This window comes from Bradyrhizobium sp. HKCCYLRH2015, from assembly GCF_051168215.1.
In the GTDB taxonomy this organism is placed as follows: Bacteria; Pseudomonadota; Alphaproteobacteria; order Rhizobiales; family Xanthobacteraceae; genus Bradyrhizobium.
This window is the reverse complement of record NZ_JBNPUO010000007.1, coordinates 135,710-157,406: the sequence shown is the minus strand read 5'-3', so window position 1 is coordinate 157,406 and position 21,697 is coordinate 135,710. Positions and strand designations below refer to the sequence as shown.

Genomic DNA, 21,697 nt, shown 5'->3' with positions numbered 1-21,697 from the left:
TGCCCCTCACCCCGACCCTCTCCCCGTAAGTAAGGGGAGAGGGAGCCTACTGTCCGTGCAGATATAGCGTGCATCTCGCAGCACGATTCGTCGGCTCATTCCTTGGCGCTGTACCGCTCACAGCGGCAGTTCCGGCTCTTTCCGCGCGTTGCGGCGCCCGTTGGTCTCGGTCGGCGACACCGACGAGCGGACGAAGCTCCAGCGGATCGACGGGACCTGCTGCGCGTCCTGCCGGATCACCAGTTGGGTGGTGCGGCGCGGACCGTCATTGCCGGCGAGAAACACGCTGTCCTCGAGATCGACGCGGTCGTCGAACGTCTCGAACGTCCAGACCTCGCGATTGGGCAGTACCAGCATGGCGCCGCGGCCGTCGCTGAGCCGGCTGGCCTTGACCGCGGGATGCAGATGGAAGCGCAACGCGTAGTCCGAGCCGCCGCCACGCAGCCGCGCGCCCTGCGCCGGCGTCACGGTGTCCTCGCCGTCGAGCCGCGAGCCGTCCTCGGCGGCCACCAGCACGCGGCGATGGATCAGGCCGAATTTGGCCGCGTAACCGTTATGCGAGGTCGACAGCACGGTGCCGTCGGGCACGATCTCGCGGAAGTTCTCCACCCGCGTCGGGCCCGACACGATCGGCGCGCCGTGCAGCAGGCGCTTCATCGCCGACATCTCGACGAAGGTGCAGGACGAGGTGTTGTGATAGGTCAGCGTCGAATGCGCCACCGTGCTGCGCGCGAAGGCACGCCAATTGTCGCGACCGGTCGACGGCATGCCGCAATTGATCACGATGCGGCACGGTCCGGAGGACATCTCGAAGGCGAGGCAGCCGGCATGGGCCTCATGGCTCAGATGCGGCGGTGGCGGCGGACCGGTGTCGACGATGACCGTCATCGGTCCGGCGTCGAGCCGCTGGAAACCGGAATGCGGCATGCTCGCCATCGGCGTGCCGTGGGTGTCGTCATAGGCGAGCAGGGTCGCCAGCAGGTCGGACGGGGTGCCGCCCATGCCGTTGAACAGCGCCATGTTGCCGTCGCCGTGCCGGAAGAAGCGCAGCATCGGCATCATGCGGTCGATGGCATTGAGCAGCGCCGGCGGCGGCGCGATGTTGCGGGCCGCAAACGTCTGCCGCAGCGGCAGCAGGTCGATCAGCAATTCGATCAGCGCGCCCGGATTGCGCGAGACGTGGCCGCCATCGGGCAGGATCTGCCGCTGCAATTCGTCGGAGAGTTTCCGGGTCGCGCTGCGGATGTGCTTGGCCTGGTTGGCGAGGCACAGCGCGGCGTAACACAGTGCGATCAGCACCTGCAGCCGCGGCGCGCCGTCCGGGATGTCGATGGTCGAATAGCGCAGATAGCGGATCTCGCGGGTCAGGCCGCGCAGATACCGCCGGTAGAACTTGCCGTCGGAATCGGCCAGCACCAGCGGCGCCTGCGACAGCAGCGAGATCACCCGCCGCGCCAGCACGTCGGCGCGGCGGCTCAGCGGATGGCGGCCGATCTGGTTGGTGATCCAGTCGTCGACCAGGGCGCGGGCATTGGCGCGGGTCAGCGCAGTGTCGGCTGCGCGCAGATGTCGCAGCCAGCCGAAGCCGAGCAGGGCCACCTCCCAGTCCTCGGACGGCGGCTCCAGGTCGAAGATCGAACGGCCGTGGCAGGTCACGATCTTGCCGGCGAAGACGAAACGGCCGGCATAGATCTCGGCCGCCCGCGTGGCGTCCGATGTGCGCAGGTCATGCGGCGCAATGATGAGCCGGTCGGCGCGACCGGGCCACAACCCGGACACGGATACCGATACACCGCTGACGTTGGACATCAGGCTGCGCGCAAAGCGGCCCATCACCAGCGTCGATATGCGTCTGCGTTGAGCGGCGGACACGCCAAGCCTTGGATTCAGAGGGGGATTCGGTTGCGCATCCTTCATAGATCGCAACTGCCGCCGATACACCATTTTTGGCCCCGGTGCAGCACCATCGCGGGACCAGAATCTGGTGCAAAATCAGGATTTAACGGACTAACGCAACGCCGACGCCCTCAAAGCGCGGCCGCCGCCGGGCCGACGCAGAGCGCACACGATGACACGCTCACGGCCGCCGCTCCAGTCTCGCCGCATAAAAACCGTCGAGACCGCCAAGCCGGGGGTCCTGGTGCGGCAAATGGCAGGGCAGGGTGCGCAGGTCGCCGGCCGGGGTGACCAGCTCGGCCAGTCCCGCCACCTCGCCGGGGGTCACCGGGATGCGGCGCAGCTCGGCGGTTTCGGCTAGCACACGCTCGACCACCTGCTCGCCTTCCTCTGGCTCCAGCGAACAGGTGCAGTAGACCAGGGTTCCGCCCGGCTTCAGCAGGCCGGCCGCCCGGGTCAGCAGCCGCGCCTGCAGGCCTGACAAGGCGGTGATATCAGCTTCGCTGCGCAACCAGCCGACATCGGGATGGCGCCGGATCGTACCGGTCGAGGTGCAGGGCGCATCGAGCAGCAGGCCATCGAAGCCGCCGCTGTCGGCCGGCTGCCATTCGGCGGCATCGGCTACGACCGTCTCGGCCGCGAGCTGCAGCCGGGTCATGTTGTCCTTCAGCCGGTTCATCCGGGCCGGCGACCGGTCGACCGCGGTGACGCGGGCGCCGGCATGGGCGAGCTGGGCGGTCTTGCCGCCCGGCGCCGCGCAGAGGTCGGCGACGGCCTTGCCGCTGACATCGCCGAGCAGGCGCGCCGGCAGGGCGGCAGCGGCGTCCTGGACCCACCATTGTCCCTCGGCAAAGCCCGGCAGCACCGTCACCGAGCCATGCAGCACGGTGCGCACGGTGCCGGTCGGCAGCACCTCGCCGTGCAGCCGCGACGCCCATTGCGCCGGGTCCGACTTCACCGTGAGGTCGAGCGACGGCTCCTGGCCGAGCGCCGCGGCGATGTCCCTGGCGGTCGCTTCGCCGTAATGATCGATCCAGCGCTTGAGCAGCCAGGGCGCGATATCAAGCGGCTGACCGGTGGCATCGTCGAGCAGGCTGGCGCCCTCGCGGGCGCAGCGCCGCAGCACCGCGTTGACGAGTCCGGCATATTTCGCGGCGCGGCGGTCGGCCTGCACGAGGCGGACGGAAAGGTCGACGGCGGCGTGGTCGGGAACGTCCATCCAGAGGATCTGGGCGGCGCCGATCAGCAGCGCGCTTTGCGCCCGCGGCGCGTCGGTCGGCACGCCACGATCCAGCAGCCGCGACAGCACGTGGCCGAGCGTTCCGAGCCGCCGCAAGGTCGTGGCGACCAGCCGGCGCATCAGCGCGCGGTCGCGGTCGGCGAGATGCTTCAGTCCGGGATGCGCGCCGGTTCCGTCGAGCTGATCGTCGAGGGTGCGATGCTTGTGCAGCACGCCGTCGACCACGTCGGCGGCGATGCGTCGTGCCGCCAGGCCTGGGACTTCGGAAGGGGTCGCAAAACGCGGCGGAGGCATGCCTGGGAATTACTCGCGAAAGAAGAAAGGCAGTTCCGCGACCATCGGGTGCATGCCATCAGCTTGCGGGTCCTCTGTCACCGGAATATGCCAAATGTAAGAATCGGCTCCGCTTTTTTTAGACCTGTTTTCCCCGGCGTGCTCACACGATCTGATGATGTCGGGAAGGATCCGGTGCAACGGTGGAATGGTACGATGAGCAACGAACCCAACAACGAGCGCAAGCCCGCATTGTCGGTGGTCGCCAGCAACGACAATCCGCGCAAGCCGCTCACTCCGGCCGCGCAGCGTGCGCTCGCCGAGGCGGAGGAGCGGCGTCGTCTCGCGGCCGAGCAGGCGACGCCAATGCCGAGGGAGCTGCAGGGTCCGAAGGGACCGGAGCCGACCCGCTACGGCGACTGGGAGAAAAAGGGAATCATCTCGGACTTCTGATACATCCGCCGGGCGCGCGCCGTCAGGCATGGTGATGGCGCGGGGGACGGAGAATCAGTTCGGCCGCTTCGGCTTCAGCGGGTCACGACCACCGTGGTGCCGATCGACACGCGCTCGTAGAGGTCGGTGATATCGCTGTTCAGCATGCGGATGCAGCCGTAGGAGACGTAGCCGCCGACCGAGTTCGGCACATTGGTGCCGTGGATGGCATATTCGCCGCCCGCGAGCGTCATGGCGGCGACGCCCATCGGATTCTGCGGCGAGCCGCCGGGGATCACGTCGGGGATGTTGGGCTTGTCGCGCTTGACGTCGGCCGGCGGCGCCCAGGCCGGATTCCTGTACTTGCCGTCGATCTTGGTGGTGCCGGCCCATTGCCGGCCGGCCTTGCCGACGCCGACCGTGTAGCGCATGGCGTGGCTGCCATCGAGCACGAGGTAGAGCTTGCGCTCGCCGGTCTTCACCACGATCGTGCCGGGCGAATAGTCGCCGGCGATGCTGACCAGCTCGGGACGGGCGGACGCAGAGTCGGCCGTCGTGACCATGGCTCCGACCACCGACGCGGCCATCATCGCCGCCTTCACGGCCGGCCCGATCGCTCCATTCGGCCTCGCCATTCCTCTTCGCCCCATCGCTGCGACCTCCGCTCTTGCGGGAGCACTCGGATGGCTGGAGGAAATGAAAACTTCCTCTGCAAGTAAATGACCTGAAAACAACACTCGGCCGGAATCCGGCCCGCAACACGGATTCGCCGGCGGGGCCAGCGGAGCGAACCCGGCCGGGCACGTGCAATCTATTTGAGGCGGGTGATCGCCGACAGCGCCCGGACGGCGAATGTGCGCGGATGATCGTGGATGTAGTCGGACGTCGCCTGGCGGACGTAGTCGTGCTGGCGCACGTTCGATCCGATGGCCCACAGGGCTGCGGCCGCAACCACCATCCGGCCGCGCTGGGCCGCGTCGTAGCGCTGCTCCAGCGTGTCGTAGATGTCCTTCGGACCGCCGACCATGGCCACCGTGAGACGGGCGGTGTCGAGCGCGATGAGCTCGGACTGATTGGTGATGGAGGCGAAGAAGTCGAGGATCATGCGCACATAGCGGCCGTCGCCTTCAGCGAACGAGGCGCCCCACAGTAGGTCCAGGTCGGTGGGGGTCCTGATCGTGATGTCCTCGAGCCGGGCGGGAGCGCTGCCGAACTGATCCTCCAGCGTGGCGTCGAGGGCGCTGGCGCCGAAACGGCCGCGAAACCTGCCAGCCTCAGCGGCATGTCCCGAGAGCCGGACCGCGGCCAGGAAGGCCGAAGCCGCCTTGCCGTCTCCCTCCGGCGGCGCCAGCCGATCGATCCAGTCCGGATGCAGCGCGAAGGACCGCGCCAACAGCCCGGTCACCGGCGGGTAGGCGGTCCAATCCCGCCCTTCCGACTTCAGGGTCGCGAACACGTGGACCAGGCCCTCGATGCGCGGATCCCGGTAGAAGAACGCGACCGAGGTCTTCAGTTCCGGCGACTGCGGCATGAGCTGCGCCGTCGAAGGACCGATCCCGCCCGCCAAAGCGAGGAGAACGCAGCCCAGCCGGGCCGCGTTCTCCAACCGTCTCCTGAGAGGTCCAGCGGACATGCGCTAGGCCTGCTTCTCCTTGCGGTTCTGCCGGTGCTGGACGAGATCATCGACCACGCCGGGATCGGCAAGGGTCGAGGTGTCGCCGAGCGCGCCCGGCTCGTCCTCGGCGATCTTGCGCAGGATGCGGCGCATGATCTTGCCGGAGCGGGTCTTGGGCAGGCCGGGGGCGAACTGGATCTGGTCGGGCGAGGCGATCGGGCCGATCTCCTTGCGCACCCAGGCGACGAGCTCCTTGCGCAGCTCCTCGCTCGGCTGCTCGCCGGCCATCAGGGTGACATAGGCGTAGATGCCCTGGCCCTTGATGTCGTGCGGATAGCCGACCACGGCCGCTTCCGAGACCTTGGCGTGCGCGACCAGCGCGCTCTCCACCTCGGCGGTGCCCATGCGGTGGCCGGAGACGTTGATGACGTCATCGACGCGGCCGGTGATCCAGTAATAGCCATCGGCGTCGCGGCGGCAGCCGTCGCCGGTGAAGTACTTGCCCTTGTAGGTCGAGAAGTAGGTCATCTCGAACCGGGCGTGATCGCCATACACCGTGCGCATCTGGCCCGGCCAGGAGCGGGTGAGGCAGAGATTGCCCTCGGTCGCGCCTTCCAGCGTCTTGCCATCGGCATCGACGATCTCCGGCACGACGCCGAAGAACGGCCGCGTCGCCGAGCCCGGCTTGAGCTTGGTCGCGCCCGGCAGCGGCGTGATCAGGATGCCGCCGGTCTCGGTCTGCCACCAGGTGTCGACGATCGGGCAGCGGTCGTCGCCGACGACGCGGTGATACCACTCCCAGGCTTCCGGATTGATCGGCTCGCCGACGGAGCCGAGCAGGCGCAGAGACGCGCGCGAGGTCTTCTTCACCGGCGCGTCGCCGCCCTGCATGAGGGCGCGGATCGCGGTCGGCGCGGTGTAGAAGATGTTGACCTTGTGCTTGTCGATGACGTTCCAGAACCGCGAATTGTCCGGATAGTTCGGCACGCCTTCGAACATCAGCGAGATGGCGCCGTTGGCCAGCGGTCCATAGAGAATGTAGCTGTGGCCGGTGACCCAGCCGACGTCGGCGGTGCACCAGTAGACGTCGCCCTCGTGATAGTCGAACACGTATTGGTGCGTCATCGCGGCGTAGACGAGATAGCCGCCGGTGGTGTGCAGCACGCCCTTGGGCTGGCCGGTCGAGCCCGAGGTGTAGAGGATGAACAGCGGATCCTCCGCATGCATCGGCTCGCACGGGCATTCGGTCGTCACCATCTCCGCGGCCTCGTGGTACCAGAGGTCGCGGCTCGGATTCATCTCGATCTTGCCGCCGGTGCGCTTGACCACGACGACCCAGTCGACATTGTCGACCTTGTTCAGCGCCGCGTCGACATTGGCCTTGAGCGGCACCTTGCGGCCGCCGCGCAGGCCCTCGTCGGCGGTGATGATGATCTTGGAATCGCAGTCCTTGATGCGCTGGGCGAGCGAGTCCGGCGAGAAGCCGGCGAACACCACCGAGTGGATGGCGCCGATGCGGGCGCAGGCCAGCATCGCGTAAGCCGCCTCCGGGATCATCGGCAGGTAGATGGTGACGCGGTCGCCCTTCTTGACGTTGCGGTTGCGCAGGATGTTGGCCATCCGGCACACCTCGTCGTGCAGCTCGCGATAGGTGATGTGCTTGGACTGCGAGGGGTCGTCGCCCTCCCAGATGATCGCGGTCTGGTCGCCGCGGGTGGCGAGATGGCGGTCGACGCAGTTATAGGCGGCGTTGAGGACGCCGTCCTCGAACCATTTGATCGAGATGTTGCCGGGTGCGTAGGAGACGTTCTCGATCTTCGTCGGTGCCTTGACCCAGTCGACGCGCCTGGCCTGCTCGGCCCAGAAGCCGTTGGGGTCCTTGATCGAGCGCGCGTACATCTCCTGGTACTTCGCGTCGTCGACGAAGGCGCGTTTCGCCCATTCGGCCGGAACGTCGTAGATCTTCTCGGACATTTCACACCCTCCACATGCGGCCCGCCGTGGTCCGGCGCAGGCCATCGTTGTTCCCACTATGCGTCCGCGTAACCGGCGGCGACAAGGCAAGACAAGTAGGACCTTCGGCGGGGAGGCGGTCTGCGCAGGATCAAAGAATTGTGCGCGGAGGTTGAGCGCGCCGGTCACACTTCGGAGGTCGCTACAGTCTGCAGCATCAAGGTTACCCGGAATCGGGGCGCGCACCGGTATTTTGCAACCGTTCTGCCCGAAATTAGGGACTCGCTATCCGGCCCGTCACCCCCTAAATCGCCTTGAAGCTGTGGATAACCCGGCCGGAACCAAACCGGACTCCGGGGCATTGAGCGGATGAAAACGACGGCAGGGCGTCTAAAGCAATGATGGACCAGCAGAATTTCGAGAGCCCGCGGGTCGGCCCGGCCGATGCCGATGTCGCGCTCGCGAAGGCGCTGGGCCAGTGGCCGCCCAAGCCGCCGCGCCGCAAGCTGAGCTTGAAGGATCTCGCCCACGCCAAGACCGCCGACGCGCAAGGCAACGCCAAGACCTCGGTCGAGGAACTCGCCAGGCGCATTGGGCTGAAGCTCGGCGACCAGACCGCGCTGACCATCCGCCGCATCAGGCGGGGCAAGAGCTACACCTTCATCCGCGCCAACGGCACCCCGATCCGCCACGCCGGCACCATTCGCCGCCTGCATGCGATGGCGGTGCCGCCGGCCTATCGCGAGGTGCGCTACGCCCCCGATCCGAACCTGCATCTGCAGGCGGTGGGTGTCGACGCCGCCGGCCGGCTGCAATATCGCTATCACGCCGATTGGGAGAAGGTGCGCGAGCATCGCAAGGCGCATCGTCTCGCCAAGCTGGTCGGCGCGCTGCCGCGCATCCGCCGCGCGGTGTCGAAACATCTCGCCGGCGACGAGCCGACGCGCGAGTTCGCGCTGTCCGCCGTGATCGAGCTGATCGCGCGCACCGCGATCCGTCCCGGCAACGAGTCCTATGCGCGGCTGAACGGCACGCGCGGCGCCACCACATTGTTGAAGTCGAACGTCACGCTCGAGGATGACTCCCTGGTGCTGACCTTCAAGGCCAAGGGCGGCAAGGCGGTGCGCAAGGAATGCGACGCCGCCAAGCTGGTGCGGGCCGTCGGCATCCTGCGCGGCGTCCCCGGCCGCCGCATGTTCCAATACCGCGACGCCCAGCGCGTGGTGCGCGCGGTCTCGACCACGCAGGTCAACGCGTTCCTGCGCGAGATCGCCGGCATCAAGATCTCGCTGAAGGATTTCCGCACGCTGATGGCCTCGGCCGTCGCCCTGGAGACCTTGTCGCGAATCACGCCCGCGGCGAGCGCGCGCGGCCGCAAGAAGCAGATCCTGGAAGCGATCCGCGCCGCCGCCGACGAGCTCACCAACACGCCGGCGATCTGCCGCAAGAGCTACGTGCACGACACCATCGTCACGGCGTTCGAGGACGGCATCCTCGAACGCTTCGCCGCCACCATGAAGGGCCAGCGCTCGCAGACGCGGCGCGAGCAGTTGCTGGCGCAAGTGGTGACGGCGGTCTCCGCCTGACGCCTCAAACGATCAAGCCTGGCACCGCGGCCCGATCTTCGCCGAGGCGAGGAAGCGCGCGATCGGGTCGAGCTGCTTGCACGACGCCGCCGACGTCTTCACGGGCTGCGGATTGCGCTTGGCCGGCCGCAGCACAGCGGCTTTGCCGGACGCCTTCGCCCGGCGCGCCGGCGACCCGCTACGCCCTTCCGCCCGCACGGCCCGCGAGACCAGTGGCAGATAGACGTCCTCGTTGTACTCGATCGGCTGTGTCGCGAAGCTGCGATCCGTCTCGCTCAGCGTATCAACGCCCGGAATGGGCTCGCGGATCAGCGACGAGGTCGTGTCGCTCATGTCGCCGGGCGTCGCCGCGGCGAGCACCATCTTCGTTGCAAGCAAGCAGCAGATTATCACGAGGCAGAACCCCGCAATCCAGATCGTTCTGTTCACTGTAGGAAACCCCCGCCGATCGCGCCGGACAGTGCGGGACGTCCCCTTCCCGCAGCCGGCGCCGTGCCGACCAATCAACCTTAAGAAAGTCTTACTCGCAATATTTTCGGCAGGTTCGGCCGGGCTCGGCTCGCATTGTAGTTAATGGCGGCGGTGATCGGTCATCGGCCTCGGCCAATGACCGACAGAGAGCTGATCAGTTCGCAGCAGGCTGCGACATTGCGGCGCAGTTCTCGTTCAATGAGTCGGCGAGACGATCTCGATCGCCGCAGGTTTCACGGATCACGTTAAATTATGCGCCGAAACTCGCTTCCGGACGCGGCGTAGCTCGGCCCGACACGACGCGAGAGCAACAGCGCTCTCCAACGCATCGATGTCGCAGTCGAACTCATCGTGCGGCGCTGCCGCCGTCTTCATTAGGGAGCTACCCATGTCCAAGCGCATTGCCTTCCTCGCTGCCGCCGCCTTCAGCGCGCTGTCGCTGACCTCGATCGTCGTCGCGCCCGCGCACGCCGAGGAGAAGACCGTGATGGTCGGAGGCGCGGCGATGTACCCGTCGAAGAACATCATCCAGAACGCGGTCAACTCGAAGGATCATACGACGCTGGTCGCCGCGGTGAAGGCCGCGGGCCTCGTGCAGACGCTGGAAGGCAAGGGACCGTTCACGGTGTTCGCGCCGACCAACACCGCGTTCGGCAAGCTGCCGGCCGGCACCGTCGACAGCCTCGTCAAGCCGGAGAACAAGGCGACGCTGACCAAGATCCTCACCTATCACGTCGTGCCCGGCAAGCTCGAGGCGTCCGACCTGAAGGACGGCCAGATGCTGAAGACGGTCGAGGGCGAGCAGCTCACGGTCAAGCGCGAGGGCAAGAACGTCATGATCGTCGACGCCAAGGGCGGCACCTCGATGGTCACGATCCCCAACGTCAACCAGTCGAACGGCGTCATCCACGTGGTCGACACCGTGCTGATGCCGGCGTCGTGAGGCCCGGCGCGACACCGGACACATCCGTTTCTTCCTCCTCCTCGCGGATGTGACCAGGAGCGAGCCGGGCCCACCCCGGCTCGCTTTTTTGTGAACGCCATAGTTTTCACGTATCGATTTGATCGGTACCGGAGCGTAACGGGGCCCGCCGAGCCGGCGTATAATGACCGTGACGAATGCAAGCGACGGAGCCGACCGCCATGACGAGCGCCACCACCAGCGCCCCCTCGACCCTCGCGGCGACCGGGGGACCTGCAACTGGAGTCGCGACCAAGGTCATTCAGCCGGCCTGGGTGCGCGTCATGCATTGGATCAACGCCGTCGCGATGATCATGATGATCATGTCGGGCTGGCAGATCTACAACGCCTCGCCGCTGTTCGACTTCCGCTTCGACCGCAGCTTCACGCTCGGCGGCTGGCTCGGCGGCGCGCTGCTGTGGCACTTCGCGGCGATGTGGCTGCTGATGCTGAACGGGCTCGCTTATCTCGTCACCGGTCTCGCCACCGGCCGGTTCCGCCGCAAGCTGCTGCCGGTCTCGCCGGCGTCCGTCATCGCCGACCTCAAGGCCGCGCTGACCTTCAAGCTCGCCCATGACGACCTCACCGCCTACAACGCGGTGCAGAAGCTGCTCTATCTCGGCATCATCGGGATCGGCATCGTCGTCGTGCTCACCGGCCTGTCGATGTGGAAGCCGGTCCAGCTGCACTGGCTGGTCAGCCTGTTCGGCGACTATCCGGCGGCGCGCTACGTCCATTTCGTCTGCATGGCGCTGATCTGCGCCTTCCTGGTGATCCACATCCTGCTCGCGCTGCTGGTGCCGAAGAGCCTGCGCGCGATGATCATCGGTCGCTGAGAGGAGAGAGTATCATGGCCAAGCGTCCGTTCCTCATTCCCGGCGTCGACAAGCGGCTCCTGATCAAGGACTCGTTGAAGGTGATGCCCGACCTCACCCGGCGCCGCTTCCTCACCGGCGGCGCCAGCCTGGGCGCGCTGACCCTGCTCACCGGCTGCGACGTCGTCGACGGCGACACGGCGGAGGAGCTGCTCAAGAAGGTGTCGAAGTTCAACGACGCCGTGCAGGCCTGGATGTTCAATCCGGACGCGCTGGCGCCGACCTTCCCGGAGAGCGCGATCACCAAGCCGTTCCCGTTCAATGCCTACTACACGCTCGACGAGGCGCCGGAGATCGATGCCGCTGACTGGAAGCTCGAGGTGCGCGGCCTCGTCGACAACAAGAAGTCGTGGACGCTGGACGAGCTGCATGCGCTGCCGCAGGTGACGCAGATCACGCGTCATATCTGCGTCGAGGGCTGGAGCGCGATCGGCTCCTGGACCGGCACGCCCTTGCGCGACTTCCTCAAGCTGATCGGCGCGGATATCAGCGCGAAATATGTCTGGTTCAACTGCGCCGACAAGGACGGCTACAATTCGCCCTTGGACATGCGCACCGCGCTGCATCCGCAGACCCAGATGACCTTCAAGTTCGCCGACCAGATCCTGCCGCGCGCCTACGGCTACCCGATGAAGATCCGCGTCCCCACCAAGCTCGGCTTCAAGAACCCGAAATACGTCGTCGCGATGGAAATCACCAACGACTACAAGGGCGGCTATTGGGAGGATCAGGGGTACAATTCGTTCAGCGGGAGCTGATCGTCGGTCCGCTTGAGGCCGAGCTGCGCGCGACACACTCCGCTGTCGTCCCGGCGAACGCCGGGACCCATAACCACAGGGGGGTATGAGGCAGGCAACTGGCAGCCGCATCCCTCGATAGCTTCCGCGGTATGGGTCCCGGCGTTCGCCGGGACGACACCGTGAGCTAGGTGCGGTCGGAGCGCTTCAACTTGCCTTGCATCGCCGCCATCACCGCTCCCAGCAGCAACAAGGCCGCCGATACGTTCAGCGCATAGGTCAAACTCCCCATCGCATCGGTGATCGCGCCGACGGCGAAGGGTCCGAGCGTCTGGCCGACGCCGAACGAGATGGTCAGCGCGGCGATCGCGCCCGGCCAGGCGCTCTGCGGCAGGTTGAAGCGCACGAAGGCGGTGGTGGCCGTGGTCACGGTCGAAAAGGCGATGCCGAACACAGCGGCCGACAGCGTCAGCATGACAGGCGAATGGCTGAGCGAGGGCAGGGCGGCGCCGATCGCGTTGATGGTGAGGATGAGGGCGGTGGGCCAGCCGCCGCGGTCGAGCGCCAGCACGCGCCGCCACACCCAGGGCGTGGTGAAGCCGGCGAGGCCAATGAGACACCAGAAGCCTGATTGCGCCGCGGCGCCGCCGCCGAGATCGCGCACATACGCGATCATGAAGGTGAGATAGGCGATATAGCCGGCGCCGTAGAGGAAGTAGCCGAACAGATAGATCGCCATCGGCCGCAGCGAGACGCGGTCGGTGCGGGTCTCCGCCGTGGCGGCGTTCGCCGGGAGCCGCATCGCGAGCAGCGGCCCGATCAGCACCGCGCCGACCGCGGCGAGCACGGCCCATACGATCCACCATGAGCCGGGCCCGAAGGCCTGCAGCACGAAGGGGGCGATCAGGCCGGAGATGACGATGCCGAGCGGCGGCCCGGCATAGAACAGGCTCAGCACGAAGCTCGCCTGCGCCGGCCGCTCCAGGGCGACCCGCGCCGCCAGCGCGCCGCCGGCCACCAGCGCGACGCCGGCGCCGATGCCGGTCACGAGCCGCGCCAGGCTGAGCGCGATGAAGTCACCGGTCATGGCGCACACCACGAGCGAGGCCAGCGCCGCCAGCGTTCCGCCGCGCACTGCGGCCAGGCCGCCGTAGCGCCGGGCCAGCTGCGCGGCGATCAGCGCGCCGATGAGATAGCCGGCGGCGTTGACCGTGTTCATGAAGCCGGCCGCCGAGTATGACCAATGCAGGCTGTCCCGCATGTCCGGCAGCACCAGCGCGTAGGCGAAGCGGCCGATGCCGAGACCGATGATCGGACCCAGCGACAGCGTGAGGTTGGTCAACGCCGGGTGGGCCGGTGTCGGGTCGGATGGGGAGGCTGGCAAGACATGCTCCGGCGCGGCGATCGGCCGGCAATTCATGCTATTCGGCCGCGATTTTCGCGCACATTACCGCCCGCCTCGCCGCGACAGAAGTGGTGCGCCGGCAATGGTGGCTTGCCAACGGCGCAGGAGGGCTTTAGCACTCCGCCGTTTTGAGAGATCCCGTCATTGCCGGGCGCCTGCTTTCGATCCGCTCGAGGCAGACCGGCAATCCAGCCATCCCAAGGATGGATGCCCGCGCAATGCCCCGGCATGACAAGCCCCGTGAGGACAACGACCATGGCGACCCAGAAGCTCCTTTTGCTGCCCGGCGACGGCATCGGCCCCGAAGTGATGGCCGAGGTGAAGCGCCTGATCGGCTGGCTCAACGCCAAGGGACTGGCCTCGTTCGAGACCGAGGACGGCCTGGTCGGCGGCGCCGCCTATGACGCTCATGGCGCCTCGATCTCGGAAGCCGACATGGACAAGGCCAAGGCGGCCGACGCCATCATCTTCGGCGCCGTCGGCGGTCCGAAATGGGATGGCGTTCCCTACGAGGTGCGTCCCGAGGCGGGCCTGCTCCGCCTGCGCAAGGATCTCGGCCTGTTCGCCAATCTGCGTCCCGCCGTGTGCTATCCGGCGCTCGCCGATGCCTCCAGCCTGAAGCGCGAGATCGTCGAGGGCCTCGACATCATGATCGTGCGGGAGCTCACCGGCGGCGTGTATTTCGGCGAGCCAAAGACCATCACCGATCTCGGAAACGGCCAGAAGCGCGCGATCGATACTCAGGTCTACGACACCTATGAGATCGAGCGCATCGCCCGCGTCGCCTTCGACCTCGCGCGCAAGCGCAAGAACAAGGTGACGTCGATGGAGAAGCGCAACGTCATGAAGTCGGGCGTGCTCTGGAACGAGGTCGTCACCGCGGTCCACAATCGCGAGTACAAGGACGTCACGCTCGAGCACCAGCTCGCCGATTCCGGCGGCATGAACCTGGTGAAATACCCGAAGATGTTCGACGTCATCGTCACCGACAATCTGTTCGGCGACATGCTGTCGGACATCGCGGCGATGCTGACCGGATCGCTCGGCATGCTGCCGTCCGCCTCGCTCGGCGAGGTCGACGCCAAGACCCACAAGCGCCGCGCGCTGTACGAGCCGGTGCACGGCTCGGCGCCGGATATCGCCGGCAAGGGTCTCGCCAACCCGATCGCGATGCTGACCTCGTTCGGCATGGCGCTGCGCTACTCCTTCGACATGGGCGCGCTCGCCGACAAGCTCGACGCCGCCATCGCCGCCGTGCTGGCCTCGGGTCTGCGCACCGCCGACATCAAGGCCGAGGGCTCGACGCCCGCTTCGACTACGCAGATGGGCGAGGCGATCATCAAGGAGCTGGAGAAGCTCGCGGCATAGTTGGAGCGAGTGCTCATTTCAGCCGGGCTCTCGCCACGCTGACAGTCTGCTCCCCTCCCCCTCGCGGGGAGGGGAGGGCACCGTCGTTGCTGATATAGCTCGATCAACTCATCAGCGCGGGCTCGAATCGCCGTCGCACCCCGGCGTAGCCCGCCTGCTCGTCGGGCAAATCAGTTTGTCGTTCGCGCGATCGACGTGGCCTCTCACGCTTGAGCGCACATTTTTCAGCCCGGATTCGGCTGCGTCGAAAGACTCATTTCGCCAGCGTCGTCAGATGCATCGCAAGATCCGTCCGCCGCGCGCCAAAGATTTCGATTTCGTTTTTCCAGAATACATGTTTTCTCATCTCCATCCCGCTTCGCTTGCAAGGGGCGTTTCGCGATCGTCACGAGGCGTGAGGCGGGGATGCGGTGGCCGCGAGGGCTCGCAGCATGTCCTTGGGCATGCGGACGAACGAGGCTCTTGCGGACGTGAAGCTGCGTGGTCCTGGCGTCCCGATGCTGGCGCCAAGTCGGAAGGGCGATGATCCCGACGACGACGGTGGCTAACAGGCCGGACACCGGGGAGAGCGCAGAGTAAACGTGAAAACCATCGCGCAGGGAAGGCCGGGTCGGTCCGGCTGTACCTGTGGTTCCTGCCCCGTGCATTCTTTCCGCACGGGGGCCACGGGCCTCAGCCGAGGCTCGGCCTTCCCTGCGCCCTCGCTTCCGATGAGGGCGGACATCGACGCATCACTCGGACGCATCAGCGCCGCGAGAAGGTGGCTGCATGTTTCCTGATCGCCATGTCCCGCGCCCCGGGGCATCCAGCACGCTCCGGCGTCTTGGCACCTCCTCACAAGCAAAAGGCCGGGCGGGGCCCGGCCTTGATCATCGGATGATGCTGCCGTCCTCAGTAGGGGATCGGAATCCGGGTCGGGTAGCCACCCAGATCGGACGGCGCCATCAGCGGCTGGCGGTCGATCGGGCGGTTCAGGTTCTCGCGGGCGAACGACGGATAGCCGACGGCCGGTGGGAAGGCGTAATCCGAGAACTTGCGGTCGCCGGGGAGAACCTCGGTGCCGCCGTCGAGGAAGGAGCGGCGGGTGATGTAGATGCGGGTGCGCGGGCCGGACTGGTAGGAGTAGTTCGGATTGCCGCTGCTATAGGTGGTCGTGACGCGGCGCTTGGCGGGAGCGGCATCGGCCGAGGCGACGGCAAGAGACGTGACGGCAAGGCCGGTCGCGGCGATCACCGCCAAGGCCTTGACCCGGGTCGCAGCAGAAAATTCGATCATCACGTCCTCTTCCTCGCGCCAAAAGGGGCGGGCGCTCGCCATGCGCATGATTTGGCCCGCACAATATCTGGGTCGGCTGTGGCATCACAAGGTCATTCCCGCGGCCGTAGCGAAGATAAATTCCCGCTGTGGCGGGAAAGTTGCATCAAAATCCGTCACTTGGCTGCCGATGCGGACGCTCGAATGGGGCGCGGTCAGGCCCAGCAACATCCGGACGCAGGCGGACATTCACAGCGCGCCGCGCAGCCTCGGATTGGCGGTCGATGTCACCCAATCGACGCTGCCGGTGGCGACGGCGGGTTCGTCGCAGCCGCCGCGCCGCGGATCGGACCCCGTGAACAGCTGACTCAGGGCGCGGTGCCGGTCGGGCGCCAGCAGGGTCAGCCGGTTGAGCATGCACCCGACCATGGCGCGGCGCGCCGGCATGGTCACGCCCTGGCACGACCAGCCGGAGATCCGCAAGCTCGGCTCGGCGATGGTCTTGAGAAAGCCGAGGCAGGCCCCGGCGCCCTCGGGCGCCCCGGCCCGGCGCACCAGGCCGACTGGGCCGAACCGGCTGTCGATCACGCCCGCGGTCTCGAGTTCGGAGGCGGTGCTGCGCCCCATCCGGACCGCGAGATCGGCCCGCGGATCACGCCTGGCATCGCGCTCCGATCCGAACCGGTAGACCTCGAGCTCGGCAGTCGGCCGATCGGCGGGCTCGCCCCAGCGCAGCACGTCCTTGCGGCCGCCTTCGGGGTGGGTGAGCACGGTATAGGTGGCGGTCCTGTCGGGCTGGTCGGTGAGGCGGAGCGAGAACGCCGGCACTGCGGCGTCGGCCAAGGTCCAGCCGGCGCGGCCGGGCGTGTCATCGCCGCGGTCGAGATGGTTCCAGCCGGCCACGCCGAGCATGGCGATCAGCGCCAGAGCCCCCACATAGGCGAACAGGCGCGCAAACGTGCCGCAGACCTCGTCCGCGAAGCTCTTGAGCCCTTGCAGGACGGACCCGGATCGGGGCGCTGCGGCTGTTCTGGCCGAATTGGACTGCATCGAATGCGAGACGTCGTGGTAACGTTGTGTCAGGGACGTTTCTCGCATAGAAGCGCTGCCGCTTCGGTTTCCGCTGAGATGCGCGGCCGGCCTTATTTCTTCGGAGAGTGAACGATGGGTTACAAAGTCGCAGTGGTCGGCGCGACCGGCAATGTCGGACGGGAAATGCTCAATATTCTCGACGAGCGCCAATTCCCCGCCGACGAGGTCGTGGCGCTGGCCTCACGCCGCAGCGTCGGCGTCGAGGTGTCCTATGGCGACCGCACGCTGAAGGTCAAAGCGCTCGAGCACTACGATTTTGCCGATGTCGACATCTGCCTGATGTCGGCCGGTGGCTCGGTGTCGAAGGAGTGGTCGCCCAAGATCGGCGCCGCCGGCGCGGTCGTCATCGACAACTCGTCGGCCTGGCGCATGGATCCCGACGTGCCGCTGATCGTGCCGGAGGTGAATGCCGACGCCGCCGCCGGCTTCAACAAGAAGAACATCATCGCCAATCCGAACTGCTCGACCGCCCAGCTCGTGGTCGCGTTGAAGCCGCTGCATGACAAGGCGAAGATCACGCGCGTCGTGGTGTCGACCTATCAGTCGGTGTCCGGCGCCGGCAAGGATGCGATGGACGAATTGTTCTCGCAGACCAAGGCCGTCTACACCAACGACGAGCTGATCAACAACAAGTTCCCCAAGCGCATCGCCTTCAACGTCATTCCGCAGATCGACGTCTTCATGGAAGACGGCTTCACCAAGGAAGAGTGGAAGATGATGGCGGAGACCAAGAAGATCCTGGATCCGAAGATCAAGCTGACCGCGACCTGCGTGCGCGTGCCGGTGTTCGTCGGCCACTCCGAAGCCGTCAACGTCGAGTTCGAGAATCCGATCACGGCGGACGAGGCCCGCAACATCCTGCGCAACGCGCCGGGCTGTCTCGTGATCGACAAGCACGAGCCGGGCGGCTACGTGACGCCTTATGAGGCGGCCGGCGAGGACGCGACCTATATCAGCCGCATCCGCGAGGACGGCACGGTCGAGAACGGCCTCGCCTTCTGGTGCGTGTCCGACAATCTGCGCAAGGGCGCGGCGCTGAACGCGATCCAGATCGCGGAAGTGCTGATCAACCGCAAGCTGATCACCGCCAAGAAGAAGGCGGCCTAATAGACGCACGGTGCGCCGTCGCCCCGGTAAGCGTCATGGCCGTCGCATATGACAATGGAAGTCTGGGGATCGTCTGTCTCTAAGTCGTCATGGCCGGGCTTGTCCCGGCCATCCACGTCGTTCGGCATGTTGAGGACCACGTGGATGCCCGGGACAAGCCCGGGCATGACGGAGTCACTAATCAGAAGGGTCGTTCGCGGGCGAGACCTGGTGGGATGACCGAGCGGATTCGGGGTGGGGTCGAAATTGGCTGAGAGCAGCAAGACCGAGTCAGCGGCGCAAGCGCCCGTGCCTGCCAAGCACGCGCCGGGTCCGCTCGAGCGCGGGCTTGAAGGCTTCCTGTTCAAGAGCCGCTGGCTGATGGCGCCGTTCTATGTCGGCCTCGTCGTCAGCCTCGTCGTGCTGCTGTTCAAGTTCGTGCTGCTGCTGTGGGAGAATATCGTTCATCTGCCCTACGCCAAGGAGAGCGACATCATCCTCGGCGTGCTCAGCCTGATCGACGTCTGCCTGACCGGCAATCTGGTGCTGATCGTGGTGTTCTCCGGCTATGAGAACTTCGTCTCGCGCATCGATCCCGGCGGCCATCCCGACTGGCCGGAATGGATGACCAAGGTCGACTTCGCCGGCCTGAAGCAGAAGCTGCTCGCCTCGATCGTCGCGATCTCGGCGATCCAGCTCTTGAAGGCGTTCATGAATCTCGACGCCGGCTACGACTCGACCAAGCTCGCCTGGCTGGTCGGCGTGCACATGACCTTCGTGGTCTCGACCCTGATGCTGGCGCTGTCGGACCGCTGGTCGGGCGACCATTGATGGGCGGCGAATAGCGAGGCGCGAATGGCGAATAGGGCAGGTGAACTACTCGCTTCCCATTCGCTATTCGCCAGCGCGCGCGCTCTTGAATTCCTTGGCCGCCCTGTCGAGCACGAACAGCGAGCCCTCGGCGACGCCGAAATAGGCGCCGTGGAGCTGAAGGTCTCCCGCCTCGACGCGGCTGCGCACGAACGGGAAGGTCATCAGGTTCTCGAGGCTGCGGAACACCGCGGCCTTCTCGATCCGGGTGACGAAGTCCTGGAAACTCTCATGCGTGCGCTGCTCGACGACCTCGCCGGGCTTGATGAACATCGACATCCAGCGGCCGATGAAGTCGCCGGGCGACAGCGGCGCGGCCTTGTCGACGAAGGCGCGGATGCCGCCGCACTGGGCATGCCCCAGGATGACGATGTGCTTCACCTTCAGCACGGTGACGGCATATTCCAGCGCCGCCGAGACGCCGTGCGCGTTGGCGTCCGGCTGATAGATCGGCACCAGGTTGGCGATGTTGCGCAGCACGAACAATTCGCCGGGACCGACGTCGAAGATCACCTCGGGCGAGACGCGCGAGTCGCAGCAGCCGATCACCATCACCTCGGGCGACTGGCCGCGCTCCGAGAGCTCGAGGTAACGGCTCTGTTCGGTCGGCAGGCGTTGGGTGGTGAAGGCGCGGTAGCCTTCGAGCAGGCGTTGCGGAAACGAGATCATGGACCCTGCCTAAACACATGCGGCTTCCGGGAACAAGCCTTTCGGGCCGGCTCCCGAAATGGTATCGCGGGCCGCGCCGATAAACCAAGGGAAACGCCGCAATGATCCGCCCGCGCCGCAGTCTTCTGTTCATGCCCGGCTCCAATGCACGCGCGCTGGAGAAGGGGCGGAACCTGCCGGCCGACGGGCTGATCCTCGATCTCGAGGATTCGGTGGCGCCGGACGCCAAGGCGGCCGCCCGCGACCAGATCGCCAAGGCGGTTGCGGCCGACGGCTACGGCAAGCGGGAGCTGCTGATCCGGATCAACAGCCTGGATACGGCGTGGTGGAGCGACGACGTCGCCATGGCCGGGCAAGCGGCGACCGACGGCATCCTGGTTCCCAAGGTCTCGACCGTCGAGGACCTCCGCCTGGTCACGGATCGTCTGGCCGAGGTCGGGGCCGATCCGGCGCTGAAGGTATGGGCGATGATCGAGACGGCGCGTGCCGTGCTCGATGCCGATCTGCTCGCGGCCACCGTGCACGAGGACGGCTCGCGACTCGCCGGCTTCGTATTCGGGCCCAACGACATCTCGCGTGAGACCCGCATCCGCATGCTGCCGGGCCGCTCCACGATGCTGCCGATGATCAGCCATTGCATCCTGGCGACGCGCGCCCATGGGCTGGAGATCCTGGACGGGCCTTACAGCGATTTCGCCAACACCGACGGATTCGCGCAGGAATGCATCCAGGCCCGCGATCTCGGCTTCGACGGCAAGACACTGATCCATCCCGGCCAGATCGACGCCTGCAACGCGATCTTCACCCCGCCGGCCGACGAGGTCGCTGCGGCACGCAAGATCATCGCCGCGTTCGAGTTGCCGGAGAATGCCTCGCGCGGCGCGATCCAGATCGAGGGCCGCATGGTCGAGCGGCTGCATGCCGAGATGGCGCGGCGCACGATCGCGATCGCCGACGCGATCGCGGCGGCGGCGAAGTGAGGCGTCAGATGCGGCGGAGGCTGAGGATGTAGTTGACGAGGTCGCCGCGCTGCTCGGCTGTCAGGATGACGTTCGGCATCGTCGGGTGGCTGCTCTGCAGGAACACCTTGAGCGACAGCTCGGTCGTCGATGGCATGTTGGCGACCGCCACGAAATCGGGAGCGGTCGTGGTCTGGGCTCTCGCCCCGCTGGCGTCGATGGCGTGGCAGGTGCTGCACCAGGCCTCCGCCAGCTTGCGTCCCGCCTGCACGCTGTCGGCGGCCGGCGTCACGCCGCCGGCATTGTGCAGCCGGATCAGCAGCATCGCGCCGAGCGCGAGCAGGATCGCGGCGCCGACATGGAGCCAGATGTTGCGGTGCAGATTCGGCAGGCTCATCGCATTGCTCCGCTGGATGGGAGGGAGACGGCGATCAGTGCTTGACCGCGGCGCTGCCCAGGCGGTCGATGGTCGGGGCGTTGAGGCAGTATTCCTCGTAGTGCTCGGCGCTCGTGCCGGCGGCGAGATCGCGATGGCAGCGCGGCTTGTCCTTGCACATGGCGCAGACGCGCTCCATGTCGCGCAGCACCAGCGGCTCGGCGCGCCCCAGCGCGGCCTCGTCGATGCCGAGCGCCTTCAGCATCTGCGGCAGCTCGTCGGCGGCATGCTCGCCTTGGCGGACCAGCTCGTCGAGATCGGCCGGCGTGACCTGCAGGTCCATCGCGATGCGCTCGAAATCGTCGCGGTCGAGCTGCCGGAGCTCGCTCAGCTCTCGCCGGTGCCGGAGCCATTGCGCGAACGTATCGATCAGGAACTGAACCCGCGGATAGGGCTTGGCGTCTACGGTCATGACACGTCTCCGATGATTGACCGCAATCAATCACCGGGTTGCCGCGTGGACGTTGCGGTAGATCAAGCAGCAAATCGGCCCTGCGCCGGCCGCAAAGCTGCGCGGCG

The 21,697-nt window shown here is 66.6% G+C and carries 21 protein-coding genes; 9 read left to right on the top strand and 12 right to left on the bottom strand.

Annotated features, from left to right (window positions below; translation table 11 throughout):
• Window positions 1–117: 117 nt before the first annotated feature.
• Window positions 118–1,833: a heparinase II/III family protein gene (locus ACQR1H_RS19560; RefSeq protein ID WP_434874204.1), complete on the bottom strand. Its 1,716-nt coding sequence runs from the start codon at window positions 1,831–1,833 to the stop codon at window positions 118–120.
• Window positions 1,834–2,077: 244 nt separating this feature from the next.
• Window positions 2,078–3,430, bottom strand: a complete 1,353-nt coding sequence (locus ACQR1H_RS19555) for an RsmB/NOP family class I SAM-dependent RNA methyltransferase (RefSeq protein WP_434908056.1) — start codon at window positions 3,428–3,430, stop codon at window positions 2,078–2,080.
• Between the two features lie 195 nt (window positions 3,431–3,625).
• Here ACQR1H_RS19555 and ACQR1H_RS19550 point away from each other — a divergent pair, with 195 nt between their 5' ends.
• Window positions 3,626–3,862 (top strand): DUF1674 domain-containing protein, encoded by a 237-nt coding sequence (locus ACQR1H_RS19550; RefSeq protein ID WP_316180265.1) that lies wholly within the window; start codon window positions 3,626–3,628, stop codon window positions 3,860–3,862.
• Between the two features lie 74 nt (window positions 3,863–3,936).
• Here the strand turns inward: ACQR1H_RS19550 and ACQR1H_RS19545 are convergent, their stop codons facing one another.
• The 3 genes from ACQR1H_RS19545 to acs all read right to left on the bottom strand — a co-directional run bounded on the left by ACQR1H_RS19545 (window position 3,937) and on the right by acs (window position 7,430).
• Entirely contained in the window at window positions 3,937–4,431 is a 495-nt protein-coding gene (locus tag ACQR1H_RS19545) for a L,D-transpeptidase (protein WP_315800926.1), read from the bottom strand.
• Window positions 4,432–4,652: 221 nt separating this feature from the next.
• Entirely contained in the window at window positions 4,653–5,372 is a 720-nt protein-coding gene (locus ACQR1H_RS19540; RefSeq protein WP_316180267.1) for a hypothetical protein, read from the bottom strand.
• 105 nt (window positions 5,373–5,477) lie between these two features.
• Window positions 5,478–7,430, bottom strand: coding sequence for an acetate--CoA ligase (gene acs, locus ACQR1H_RS19535; RefSeq protein ID WP_434908055.1), 1,953 nt, complete (start codon window positions 7,428–7,430; stop codon window positions 5,478–5,480).
• A 377-nt stretch (window positions 7,431–7,807) separates the two neighbouring features.
• Here acs and ACQR1H_RS19530 point away from each other — a divergent pair, with 377 nt between their 5' ends.
• Window positions 7,808–8,995: a DNA topoisomerase IB gene (locus ACQR1H_RS19530; protein ID WP_434908054.1), complete on the top strand. Its 1,188-nt coding sequence runs from the start codon at window positions 7,808–7,810 to the stop codon at window positions 8,993–8,995.
• Between the two features lie 12 nt (window positions 8,996–9,007).
• Here the strand turns inward: ACQR1H_RS19530 and ACQR1H_RS19525 are convergent, their stop codons facing one another.
• Window positions 9,008–9,373, bottom strand: a complete 366-nt coding sequence (locus ACQR1H_RS19525) for a hypothetical protein (RefSeq protein WP_316215494.1) — start codon at window positions 9,371–9,373, stop codon at window positions 9,008–9,010.
• Between the two features lie 481 nt (window positions 9,374–9,854).
• Between ACQR1H_RS19525 and ACQR1H_RS19520 the strand changes: the two genes are divergently transcribed.
• The 3 genes from ACQR1H_RS19520 (at window position 9,855) to ACQR1H_RS19510 (ending at window position 12,060) form a co-directional block, all read left to right on the top strand.
• Window positions 9,855–10,409 (top strand): fasciclin domain-containing protein, encoded by a 555-nt coding sequence (locus ACQR1H_RS19520; RefSeq protein WP_315800751.1) that lies wholly within the window; start codon window positions 9,855–9,857, stop codon window positions 10,407–10,409.
• A 200-nt stretch (window positions 10,410–10,609) separates the two neighbouring features.
• Entirely contained in the window at window positions 10,610–11,263 is a 654-nt protein-coding gene (locus tag ACQR1H_RS19515; RefSeq protein WP_434874206.1) for a cytochrome b/b6 domain-containing protein, read from the top strand.
• Window positions 11,264–11,277: 14 nt separating this feature from the next.
• Window positions 11,278–12,060: a molybdopterin-dependent oxidoreductase gene (locus tag ACQR1H_RS19510; RefSeq protein ID WP_316215495.1), complete on the top strand. Its 783-nt coding sequence runs from the start codon at window positions 11,278–11,280 to the stop codon at window positions 12,058–12,060.
• 166 nt (window positions 12,061–12,226) lie between these two features.
• On the opposite strand, the gene ACQR1H_RS19505 is transcribed toward ACQR1H_RS19510, so the two are convergent.
• Entirely contained in the window at window positions 12,227–13,423 is a 1,197-nt protein-coding gene (locus tag ACQR1H_RS19505) for a YbfB/YjiJ family MFS transporter (RefSeq protein ID WP_434908053.1), read from the bottom strand.
• A gap of 276 nt (window positions 13,424–13,699) precedes the next feature.
• Between ACQR1H_RS19505 and leuB the strand changes: the two genes are divergently transcribed.
• A complete protein-coding gene (gene leuB / locus ACQR1H_RS19500) occupies window positions 13,700–14,812 on the top strand; it encodes a 3-isopropylmalate dehydrogenase (RefSeq protein ID WP_315800747.1) in 1,113 nt (370 codons plus the stop codon).
• An 891-nt stretch (window positions 14,813–15,703) separates the two neighbouring features.
• Here the strand turns inward: leuB and ACQR1H_RS19495 are convergent.
• Both ACQR1H_RS19495 and ACQR1H_RS19490 read right to left on the bottom strand, forming a co-directional pair.
• On the bottom strand, window positions 15,704–16,087 hold the full coding sequence (locus ACQR1H_RS19495; RefSeq protein ID WP_315800746.1) for a hypothetical protein: 384 nt from the start codon (window positions 16,085–16,087) through the stop codon (window positions 15,704–15,706).
• A 228-nt stretch (window positions 16,088–16,315) separates the two neighbouring features.
• Complete coding sequence (locus tag ACQR1H_RS19490; protein WP_434908052.1) at window positions 16,316–17,116, bottom strand: hypothetical protein; 801 nt, start codon at window positions 17,114–17,116, stop codon at window positions 16,316–16,318.
• Between the two features lie 114 nt (window positions 17,117–17,230).
• On the opposite strand from ACQR1H_RS19490, the gene ACQR1H_RS19485 reads away from it, so the two are divergent.
• Together ACQR1H_RS19485 and ACQR1H_RS19480 are read left to right on the top strand one after the other, a co-directional pair.
• Window positions 17,231–18,265: an aspartate-semialdehyde dehydrogenase gene (locus tag ACQR1H_RS19485; RefSeq protein ID WP_316238545.1), complete on the top strand. Its 1,035-nt coding sequence runs from the start codon at window positions 17,231–17,233 to the stop codon at window positions 18,263–18,265.
• A 288-nt stretch (window positions 18,266–18,553) separates the two neighbouring features.
• On the top strand, window positions 18,554–19,075 hold the full coding sequence (locus tag ACQR1H_RS19480; RefSeq protein ID WP_434908051.1) for a TIGR00645 family protein: 522 nt from the start codon (window positions 18,554–18,556) through the stop codon (window positions 19,073–19,075).
• Window positions 19,076–19,138: 63 nt separating this feature from the next.
• Here the strand turns inward: ACQR1H_RS19480 and ACQR1H_RS19475 are convergent, their stop codons facing one another.
• Complete coding sequence (locus ACQR1H_RS19475; RefSeq protein ID WP_434908050.1) at window positions 19,139–19,783, bottom strand: carbonic anhydrase; 645 nt, start codon at window positions 19,781–19,783, stop codon at window positions 19,139–19,141.
• A gap of 101 nt (window positions 19,784–19,884) precedes the next feature.
• On the opposite strand from ACQR1H_RS19475, the gene ACQR1H_RS19470 reads away from it, so the two are divergent.
• The gene (locus ACQR1H_RS19470) at window positions 19,885–20,763 is read left to right on the top strand and encodes an HpcH/HpaI aldolase/citrate lyase family protein (protein ID WP_316238542.1); all 879 of its coding nucleotides are present in this window, start codon (window positions 19,885–19,887) and stop codon (window positions 20,761–20,763) included.
• 4 nt (window positions 20,764–20,767) lie between these two features.
• On the opposite strand, the gene ACQR1H_RS19465 is transcribed toward ACQR1H_RS19470, so the two are convergent.
• Together ACQR1H_RS19465 and ACQR1H_RS19460 are read right to left on the bottom strand one after the other, a co-directional pair.
• Window positions 20,768–21,139, bottom strand: coding sequence for a c-type cytochrome (locus ACQR1H_RS19465; protein ID WP_434908049.1), 372 nt, complete (start codon window positions 21,137–21,139; stop codon window positions 20,768–20,770).
• A 34-nt stretch (window positions 21,140–21,173) separates the two neighbouring features.
• Window positions 21,174–21,590 (bottom strand): DUF6455 family protein, encoded by a 417-nt coding sequence (locus ACQR1H_RS19460; RefSeq protein WP_434881653.1) that lies wholly within the window; start codon window positions 21,588–21,590, stop codon window positions 21,174–21,176.
• Window positions 21,591–21,697 lie beyond the last annotated feature (107 nt).